Here is an 8623-nt window from a genome sequence, read left to right as displayed (position 1 = left end):
TATCGGCAACCACCACGCCGCCTTTGCACGACCGGACTGGCCGAGCGGAGGGGATCAGGACATGGAAGCGGGGATCGCCACGCGCCTCGCATTGCTGGACCGGTTGGCCGCGGAGCAGATGCTGATGGTCGGGTTCCATCTGCCCCAAGGCGGTATGGGCCGTGTGGAGCGCACGGGGGGTGCTTTCCGTTACGTACCGGAGGATCAATGATACGCTGGCTGCTTCTGTTCCTGACCGTCTTTTCCGCGCCGCCTCTTCTGGCCATCGAGGACATCGCCGATCAGTATCCCGGCTCTGCCCTTTACCGAAAACCGGTGGAGGTCATCCCGCATGTCTGGTCCGCCATCGGCGCGACCGCGCCGCCCACCTATGAGAACTGGGGCCACAACAACAACCTGAGCTTCATCGTCACCGGCGACGGGGTCGTCGTGATCAATGGTGGTGCGGCCTATCTGCTGGCCAAGGCGCTGCACGAAGAGATCCGGCAGATCACCCAACAGCCGGTCCGCCTCGTGATCAACGAGAACGGGCAGGGCCATGCGATGCTGGGCAATTCCTATTGGCAGGAACAGGGCGTCCCGATCCTTGCTCATGAGGACGCCGCGGAGGCGTTCCTGAACGATGGCGCGCAGTCGCTACAGCAGCATCAGCGCGTGCTTAAGGAACGGGCCGATGGCACAACGCTGGTCGGCCCGACGGAGACATTCGACGATGCCCGTATCATCGAGATGGGCGATTTCAGGATCGAGGTGCTCTACCTCGGCCCCGCGCACAGCCCGGGCGACGTGTCGGTCTGGCTCCCCGAGCAGAGCCTTGTCATCGCGGGCGACATGGCGTTTCACGAACGGCTTTTACCCATCTTCGATGACACCGATACCGCCGCCTGGCTGGAAACCTGGGATCAGGAATTCGAAGCGCTCGACGCCACCTATGTGATCCCCGGTCATGGTCATCCCACCAACATGGCGCAGGTGCGGCGTTACACCCGCGACTACCTGCGCGATCTGCGTGAATTGATCGGGCAGCACCTGGACGCGGGCGGCGGACTGGCAGAAGCCTATTACGTGGATCAGAGCCCCTACGCCCATCTCGACACCTTCGAAGAACTGGCAACCCGCAACGCCGGTCGTGTCTTTGAGCAGATGGAGTTCGAATAAGATCTGAGCGGGTTCGGCGTATTGCCAAGCTTGTCAGACGGCCCCGCCGGGGTTTTGCGGCACTTCGCAACTCAGTGAGAGGCGCCTTTTGCGATGCCGAACTGTCGCCGATATTCCGTGACGGGCAGGCCGGAAAGGCGCTGGAAAATTTTGCTGAAGGCGGATGCGTCCTTGTAGCCAACTTCCCACGCGACCTGATCCAGCGAACGATTGGTCAATTCCAGAATACCGCGGGCCTTGGCGACGCGTACCTGCTGAATGTACTCCGTCGGATTGAGAGAGGTAGCCTTGGAAAACCGGCGGATGAAGGTGCGGCGTTCGAGTTTTGCGATACGGGCAAGCTCCTTGTGGTGGAGCGGGGCGGTCAGATCTTCCTGAATGTGGTGCTGCACCCGCAGGATCGCTTCATCGCCATGGTCGAAAAACGGAACGAATTCGGTGAACGGCAGCTGCGTCGGGCGGGGGGGCTGGATCACCAGAAAGCGCGCCGTGGAGAGCATCGTGCTGCGCCCGAAGAGCCGCTCCACCAGCACTAACCCGATGTCTGTCCAGGCGAGAATGCCACCCGCCGAGATGATATCCCCGTCATCCAGAACCATGTTCCGTACCGCGACTTCGATGTCTCCGTGACGTTGGGCCAGTTCCTTTGCAAAGGCCCAGTGCGTGGTGACGCGCCGGCCCCGGAGCAATCCGCTTTCGGCCAGAACGAACGCGCCGGCGCAGATCGAGCATACCCGGCAGCCAGCGTTGTACTGCGCCTGCAACCAAGCGGCCTCGACCGGCATCGGCTGCATCTTGTCGGGCATCACGATGCTTGGCGGCGAAATCACGTAGTCTAGGCCGCGACCGGATGCCGGGTGAGACTCCCAGACGCAGGAAGGGGGTTTCCCCCGCTCTGCCCGCCAATGCGTAACCCGCACATTTCGGGGGCCGTTCTCTTCCGCCGCGTCTCCGGCAATCCGGAAGAGATCCGTAAGACCGTAGATCGCCGACAATTGGGATTGGGGATAAATCAGGAGCCCGATTTCGGCGACATAATCGGTCGGTGCTTTTGTCACATTAGGCCTCAAACTTGTCATTTATGACAATCGCCCGCCGTAGCGGAGATTGCAATGCTCAAGGCGCAAACAAAAGCAAGGGAGAGCTGACGAACATGACCCAGAACAAACTGTCCAGACGTACGATCTTGCAAGCGGGCGGCGCGACGACGCTCCTTGCCACGATGCCTGCCGTGCTCGTGGCGCAGCAACTCACAGAGAACAACGGAGAAACAATTATGTCCTCGATCGAAACACGGGATGGCACAAATATCTTCTACAAGGACTGGGGTCCGCGCGACGCACAGCCCATCGTGTTTCATCACGGCTGGCCGTTGAGCGCCGATGACTGGGACAACCAGATGCTGTTTTTCCTGTCCAACGGCTATCGCGTCGTTGCTCATGACCGCCGCGGCCATGGCCGTTCGGACCAGACCGACACGGGCCACAACATGGATACCTACGCCAACGACGTGGTGGATCTGGCGACCGCGCTTGACCTGAGGAATGCCGTTCATATCGGCCATTCCACCGGCGGCGGCGAAGTGGCGGCCTATGTCGCCCGCGCCGAAGAGGGCCGGGTGGCCAAGGCCGCGCTACTGGGCGCGATCACGCCGCTCATGGTGAAAACCGACACCAACACCAACGGCGTCCCGATGGAGGTCTTTGACGGCATCCGCAAGAGCCTTGCGGAAAACCGCGCGCAATTCTTCATCGATCTGCCGTCCGGGCCGTTCTACGGCTTCAACCGCGATGGGAACGAGCCGATCGAGGGCCTGATCCGCAACTGGTGGCGCCAAGGCATGATGGGAAGCTCTTACGCCCAGTATCAGTGCATCGAGGTGTTCTCGGAAACCGACCAAACCGAAGATCTGAAAGCGATGAATGTTCCGACACTGGTGCTGCACGGCAAGGACGATCAGGTCGTGCCGGTAGGGAATTCAGCAGAGGAATCGATCAAGCTGCTGCCGAATGGTACGATGAAGCTTTACGACGGGCTGTCGCATGGTTTCTTCGCCACGCACCCGGGTCTGGTGAACCCGGACCTGCTGACCTTCGTCCAGGGCTGAATGTGACTGACCGGAGCCCTCCGCAGGGCTCCGGTTTCGTACCGCCGGTGGGATCCGCTATCCGCCCGAGGGACAGCGCAGGTTTTACCAGCTATTGTAGTTGAGGAACTTGCCGGACATCTCGACCTTGACCCGGTCGCCCTTGGGGTTTTCCACCCGGGTGACCGACATGTCGAAATCGATGGCCGACATGATGCCGTCGCCGAATTTTTCCTGAATGATCGCCTTCAGCGTCGGGCCGTAGACGCCGACGATCTCGTAGAAGCGGTAGATGCAGGGGTCGGTCGGCACGGCCTGTTCCCAGATCTTCGTCGGGCTTTCGATCAGGACGCTTTCCGCCTCCTGCGGAAGTCCCATCACCGAAACCATGAGCCGTGCCTTTTCCGGCGGAAAGGCGTTCATCCCCATGGCCGCGGAATGGGTCCAGATCGGCGACATGCCGATTTTCTCGGCAATCTCCTCCCATTTCAGACCCGCCTGCTTCTTGGCAGACAGGATCATCGCGGTGACGTCTTCCTTGGTCAACGCTTCGGACAGTGCAATCGTATCTTTCATTGTTCGGTTCTCGCTTTGTTGGTGTGGTTAATTTCAGGCCCGTCGGAGCCGGGGGCCTTGTGAGGCCTGCGGAGTCACGCTTGAACGGCACGCAGCAATGGCGCCGTTTCGGGATCCTCGGTGGCAGTTTCGCCGGTCAGATCGAAGCGGACGGTGGCCGGGGAATTACGGTCGCTCGATTTACCCGACAGCTCCGCCGAACGCTTCGCAAGGAAATGCACAAGGTGGTTGCGGATGGCGTAATAGTTGGGATGTTCGACGATATCGTTGCGCACGCGGGGCCGCGGGATCGTGATCTCCACGTTTTCGGCGACCTGCGCCAGCGGCCCGTTCGTCATCAGCAGGATGCGGTCCGCCAGCAGGATCGCCTCGTCGATGTCATGGGTGATCATGAAGACGGTCTGGTCGGTGTCTTTCCAGACCTTGATCAGCTCTTCCTGAATCGTGCCGCGGGTCAGCGCGTCCAGCGCGCCGAAGGGTTCATCGAGCAGCAGCAGCTTTGGCTCGTTGGCGAAGGCGCGGGCGATGGAAACGCGCTGGCGCATCCCGCCCGAAAGCTGGCTCGGTTTGCGGTGAATGGTATCGCCGGTCAGCCCCACCTTGGCCAGAAAGGCCGTGGAATGTTCGACCACCTTTGCCTTGTCCCAGTCCGGGAACCGGGCGGCCACGCCGAAGGTGACGTTTTTCAACGCGGACAGCCATGGCAGGAGCGAGTAGTTCTGGAACACGACCCCCCGGTCGAGGCTGGGGCCGGACACGTGCTGGCCATCCATCTTGACGACGCCGCTGGTGGGTTCGGAAAGCCCCGCCAGAATGTTCATGATCGTGGATTTGCCGCAGCCCGAATGGCCGAGGATGCAGACGAATTCGCCCTTTTCTATGCCGAAGGTGGCGTTTTCGAAGACGGTGAATTCACCCCCTTGGCCATCGGGATAGCGCTGGGTGAGTTGTTCAATGCTCAGGAAAGGTTTTGACATTTTGAGCGTTCCTATTCGCTGAAGGCGACGGCGCGCTGCAGCAGGCCGAACATGGAGTCCAGCAGCATGCCCACGATGCCGATCACAAGGATGGAGAAGATGACGGAGGTCAGGTCGAGGTTGTTCCACTCGTTCCAGACGTAGTACCCGATGCCGGTGCCGCCCACGAGCATCTCCGCCGCGACGATCACCAGCCAGGCGATCCCGATGGAGATCCGCATACCCGTGACGATCGTCGGCGCGGCTGCGGGCAGAATGACGGTAAAGGCGGTTCTGATGGCACCCAGTTCATGGGTCCGGGCGACATTCACCCAATCTTCGCGCACACCGGCGACTCCGAAAGCGGTGTTGATCAGCATCGGCCAGATCGAGCAGATGAAGATCACGAAGATCGCGCTTGCTTCGCTGTCTTGGATGACAAAGAGCGCCAGTGGCATCCACGCCAGCGGTGAAATCGGGCGCAGGACCTGAATGAAGGGGTTGAGCGCCTTGTAGGCGACCGAGGACATGCCGATCACGAACCCCAGCGGGAGCGCCACGAGCGCGGCCAGCAGGTAGCCCGTCAACACGCGGTAGATCGAATAGCCGATCTGGATCCCGATCCCCTTGTCATTGGGCCCCGCGTCGTAAAACGGGTTCGAAAGCTGTTCCCACGCCTTGCCCAGCACCTGGCTGGGGGGCGGGACGCCGGCCTTGGGCTGGCCGCCGCCGGTCAGCAGTTCGTATTCCGTCAGCTCGCCTACGGCTTTCTGGGCGGGGATCGACAGCTCCCAGACAAGGAAGCCGACGATCAGCAGCATCACGGACAGCAATGCCGCCTTCTTGTTTTCCGAAAGCGTTCCCATCAGCTTGCCCCGATCGCGAAGCTGTTCACATAGTCTTCGGGCGTCGCCGGGTCGAAGGTCTTGCCCATGATGGTGTGTGACTTGTACGTCACCTCCGGCGCGTCGTAGCCAAGGTCTTTCATCACCTTGCGGGCGTCGGCGGCAAGGTAGACCTGTTCGGCCACCGACTTGTAGTCCACGTCGCCTTCGATATAGCCCCAACGCTTCATCTGGGTCAGGATCCAGATGCCCATGGAATGCCACGGGAAGGGGTCGAAATCGATCCGGTCGGGCACGCGTTTCACTTCGCCCAGACCATCGGCATAGGTGCCGGTCAGGACCTGTTGAACCACCGTCACCGGCTGGTTGAGGTAGTTGGTCGGTGAAATCGCCTCCGCGATCTCCGCCCGGTTTTCGGCCTTCGAGGCGTATTGCGTCGCATCGATGATCGATTTCAGAAGCGCGCCGTAGGTGTTGGGCAGCTCTTGCGCGAAGGACAGGGGCGCGGCGAAGGCGCAGCAGGGGTGGCCTTCCCACAGTTCCTTGGTCAGCAGGTGGATGAATCCGATGCCCTCGTAGACCGCGCGTTGGTTGAACGGATCGGGCGACAGGTAGCCATCGAGGTTTCCCGCGCGCAGGTTGGCAACCATCTCGGGCGGCGGAACGACCCGGATCTGGATATCCACATCGGGATCGAGCCCGTGTTCGGCCACGTAGTAGCGCAGCAGGAAGTTGTGCATCGAATATTCGAAGGGCACGCCGAAGGTGAAACCCTTCCATTGCTTGGGGTCGCGCTTGTCGAGGTGTTCATTGGACAGCACGATGGCCTGCCCGTTGATGTTCTCGACCGCGGGCATGATATAGGGTTCGGCCATGGACCCCGCGCCCAGCGTCATGGCGAGCGGCATCGGGGTCAGCATGTGGCTGGCGTCATATTCCCCTGACAGTGACTTGTCCCGCGCGACGGCCCAGCCCGCCGTCTTGATGACCTTGGCGTTGAGCCCGTAGCGTTCGTAGAAGCCCAGAGGCTGGGCCATGATGATCGGTGTGGCACAGGTGATGGGCACGAAACCGATGTTCAGATCCGTCTTTTCCGGCGGGCCGAGATCATCCAGTATCGCCGCCGCTGCCTCTTTGACCGGAAAAACGGACGCTAGCGCCGCGGCTGCGGTCGTGCCCCCGATCATCCCCATGAAGGACCGCCGCCCGATGTCGTTCTGGCCAAAGACGGAACGGACGATGGCGCTTTCGACGGCACGCTCCATCATCTGTTCGGATGACATATCCTGCGGCGCGGCATCGCGCGTGTCATGGCCGGGGCCGCTGCAGGCGTCGCAGTCGCAGTCGGCGCCATGCCGCAGGTCGGTGTTTTCTGAGTACGGATTTCCGAGGCTTTTGATGATCATTTCTCAACTCCTGTCGGTGTTGATCAAACCTCTCATGCCGCGCTGCGGCGGCCCAGCCGCCCAGCAAAATGCCTGAACTTTAGCAATTCGTTGTTTTTTTTGACTATTGTTTAGGCAAAGCTGACGAGATTTCGTAAATTACGGTTTTTCGTAAAGTCACTAGCGGCCATTCCGCGCAATGCTGAGAGCATGCTCGATGATTCCCCATATCTGCCGGTCGTGGATCTGCAACCCTTGCCCGCCCTGCTGGTGGACCCCCGCGCCAACCGCATCCTGAAGGCGAACCCAGCCGCGCGCCTTCTGTTCGACCTCGATACCGCAGAAGCGCGCCTGTCGGATATATTGGTCTCCGCGACCGGGGACATGGCCGTTTTTCTGGACGCTGTCGCACATTTCGGTCGCTACACAGCCCGCGCCCTGCAGTTTCGCGGGGCCGGGGAGGTGCCACCCAGGGTGCAGACCTATGGCGTGCAACTGGACGATGACGAGGTGCTGCTGAGCTTCCTCGACCTGGACGATCTGGACAAACGCAGCCGCGAAGCGGAGCAGGAGGCGCAGCAGAAGGGCGGGTTGATGCAATGGCAGAAAATCTACGGCTTCTTTCGCGAGGTGGAGGCGCAGAACCACCTGATCCTCGAAGCGGCGGGCGAAGGTATCTACGGGATCAACGCGCAGGGTCAGGCGACCTTCGTCAACCGCGCCGCACAGGAAATGCTGGGATGGTCCGCCGATGACCTGATCGGGCGCGAATTGCATCCGATCATCCACCACAAGCACCTGAACGGAGAGCATTTCCCCGCCCATCAATGTCCGATCTACGCGTCCTTTCGAAAGGACGAAACCATGCGCGTCGACGATGACGTGTTCTGGCGGAAGGACGGCAAGCCCATCATGGTCGAATACGTCTCTACCCCGGTTTACGATCAACAGATCCTTGCCGGCGCGGTCGTCATCTTCCGCGATGTCACCGAGCGGCGTGAGAACGAGCGCAAGCTGCGCGAGGCGCTTGATGAGGTGAAGGAACTCCAGCAAAAGCTGGAGCAGGAAAACGACTACCTCCTCACCGAAATCCGTTCGGCCCGGTCGCAGGCCGGGGTCGTCGGTGTCTCCCCCGCCATCAGGTCGCTCAACGCCCAGATCGAACTGGCCGCACAGGGGAATGCGCACGTGCTGGTCTCGGGCCCCCCGGGTTCGGGCAAGAGCATGACCGTTTCCGCCATTCATGAAGCCAGCAGCCGCCACCGTCGTCCGCTCGTCCGTATAAATTGTAGTGAGACGAACGCCCAGACGATGGAAGCGGAGCTTTTCGGCCATCGGCGGGGCGCCTTCCCGGGCGCGAACCGGGACCAGACCGGCAAGCTGCTGATGGCGAACAACGGCACCTTGCATCTTGATGAAATCGCTGACCTGTCCAAGAACCTGCAGGCCAAGCTGCATGACGTGTTGCAGAGCGGGTCATTCCAAAGGCTGGGCGCCGGTGAGGATACGCCTGTCTCGTTGAACGTGGTGGCCACCACATCGCGTGACCTGTCCGCAGAGGTCAGGGCAGGGCGGTTCCGTCAGGACCTCTATTTTGCGCTGAACCTGTTTTCGATC

Annotated in this window: 8 protein-coding genes and 1 pseudogene; 4 read left to right on the top strand and 5 right to left on the bottom strand. The window is 61.1% G+C overall.

Annotated elements, in window-relative coordinates:
• Both A3728_RS22220 and A3728_RS06745 read left to right on the top strand, forming a co-directional pair.
• Positions 1-211 (top strand): annotated as a pseudogene (locus A3728_RS22220) (MBL fold metallo-hydrolase); the annotation flags it as partial.
• Positions 208-1158 carry an MBL fold metallo-hydrolase gene (locus A3728_RS06745; protein WP_201722179.1) on the top strand — a complete coding sequence of 317 codons (951 nt, stop codon included), beginning with the start codon at positions 208-210 and terminating at the stop codon, positions 1156-1158. The pseudogene A3728_RS22220 and the gene A3728_RS06745, both read left to right, overlap by 4 nt.
• 71 nt (positions 1159-1229) lie before the next feature.
• Here the strand turns inward: A3728_RS06745 and A3728_RS06740 are convergent, their stop codons facing one another.
• Positions 1230-1964 carry a GlxA family transcriptional regulator gene (locus tag A3728_RS06740; protein ID WP_236628262.1) on the bottom strand — a complete coding sequence of 245 codons (735 nt, stop codon included), beginning with the start codon at positions 1962-1964 and terminating at the stop codon, positions 1230-1232.
• 347 nt (positions 1965-2311) lie between these two features.
• On the opposite strand from A3728_RS06740, the gene A3728_RS06735 reads away from it, so the two are divergent.
• Positions 2312-3265, top strand: a complete 954-nt coding sequence (locus A3728_RS06735) for an alpha/beta fold hydrolase (RefSeq protein WP_236628263.1) — start codon at positions 2312-2314, stop codon at positions 3263-3265.
• An 84-nt stretch (positions 3266-3349) separates the two neighbouring features.
• Here the strand turns inward: A3728_RS06735 and cynS are convergent, their stop codons facing one another.
• The 4 genes from cynS to A3728_RS06715 all read right to left on the bottom strand — a co-directional run bounded on the left by cynS (position 3350) and on the right by A3728_RS06715 (position 7027).
• A complete protein-coding gene (gene cynS, locus A3728_RS06730) occupies positions 3350-3820 on the bottom strand; it encodes a cyanase (RefSeq protein ID WP_067921424.1) in 471 nt (156 codons plus the stop codon).
• A gap of 74 nt (positions 3821-3894) precedes the next feature.
• Positions 3895-4797: an ABC transporter ATP-binding protein gene (locus A3728_RS06725; RefSeq protein ID WP_067921422.1), complete on the bottom strand. Its 903-nt coding sequence runs from the start codon at positions 4795-4797 to the stop codon at positions 3895-3897.
• Between the two features lie 11 nt (positions 4798-4808).
• A complete protein-coding gene (gene ntrB / locus A3728_RS06720) occupies positions 4809-5642 on the bottom strand; it encodes a nitrate ABC transporter permease (protein WP_067921420.1) in 834 nt (277 codons plus the stop codon).
• Positions 5642-7027: a CmpA/NrtA family ABC transporter substrate-binding protein gene (locus A3728_RS06715; RefSeq protein WP_067921418.1), complete on the bottom strand. Its 1386-nt coding sequence runs from the start codon at positions 7025-7027 to the stop codon at positions 5642-5644. The genes ntrB and A3728_RS06715 overlap by 1 nt, the downstream gene beginning before the upstream one ends.
• A gap of 189 nt (positions 7028-7216) precedes the next feature.
• Between A3728_RS06715 and A3728_RS06710 the strand changes: the two genes are divergently transcribed.
• Positions 7217-8623, top strand: a 1407-nt coding sequence (locus tag A3728_RS06710) for a sigma 54-interacting transcriptional regulator (protein WP_067921416.1), incomplete at its 3' end; no start/stop codon positions are given.

Origin of the sequence: Sulfitobacter sp. HI0040 (genome assembly GCF_001634885.1) — a bacterium.
Lineage (GTDB): Bacteria > Pseudomonadota > Alphaproteobacteria > Rhodobacterales > Rhodobacteraceae > Sulfitobacter.
This window is presented reverse-complemented; position numbering and strand designations above follow the sequence as displayed.

What these genes read in the sequence shown, in the direction of transcription:
- A3728_RS06745 (WP_201722179.1), top strand. Translation starts at nt 208, where the DNA reads ATGATACGCTGGCTGCTTCTGTTCCTGACCGTCTTTTCCGCGCCGCCT.
- A3728_RS06740 (WP_236628262.1), bottom strand. Translation starts at nt 1,964, where the DNA reads ATGCCCGACAAGATGCAGCCGATGCCGGTCGAGGCCGCTTGGTTGCAG.
- A3728_RS06735 (WP_236628263.1), top strand. Translation starts at nt 2,312, where the DNA reads ATGACCCAGAACAAACTGTCCAGACGTACGATCTTGCAAGCGGGCGGC.
- cynS (WP_067921424.1), bottom strand. Translation starts at nt 3,820, where the DNA reads ATGAAAGATACGATTGCACTGTCCGAAGCGTTGACCAAGGAAGACGTC.
- A3728_RS06725 (WP_067921422.1), bottom strand. Translation starts at nt 4,797, where the DNA reads ATGTCAAAACCTTTCCTGAGCATTGAACAACTCACCCAGCGCTATCCC.
- ntrB (WP_067921420.1), bottom strand. Translation starts at nt 5,642, where the DNA reads ATGGGAACGCTTTCGGAAAACAAGAAGGCGGCATTGCTGTCCGTGATG.
- A3728_RS06715 (WP_067921418.1), bottom strand. Translation starts at nt 7,027, where the DNA reads ATGATCATCAAAAGCCTCGGAAATCCGTACTCAGAAAACACCGACCTG.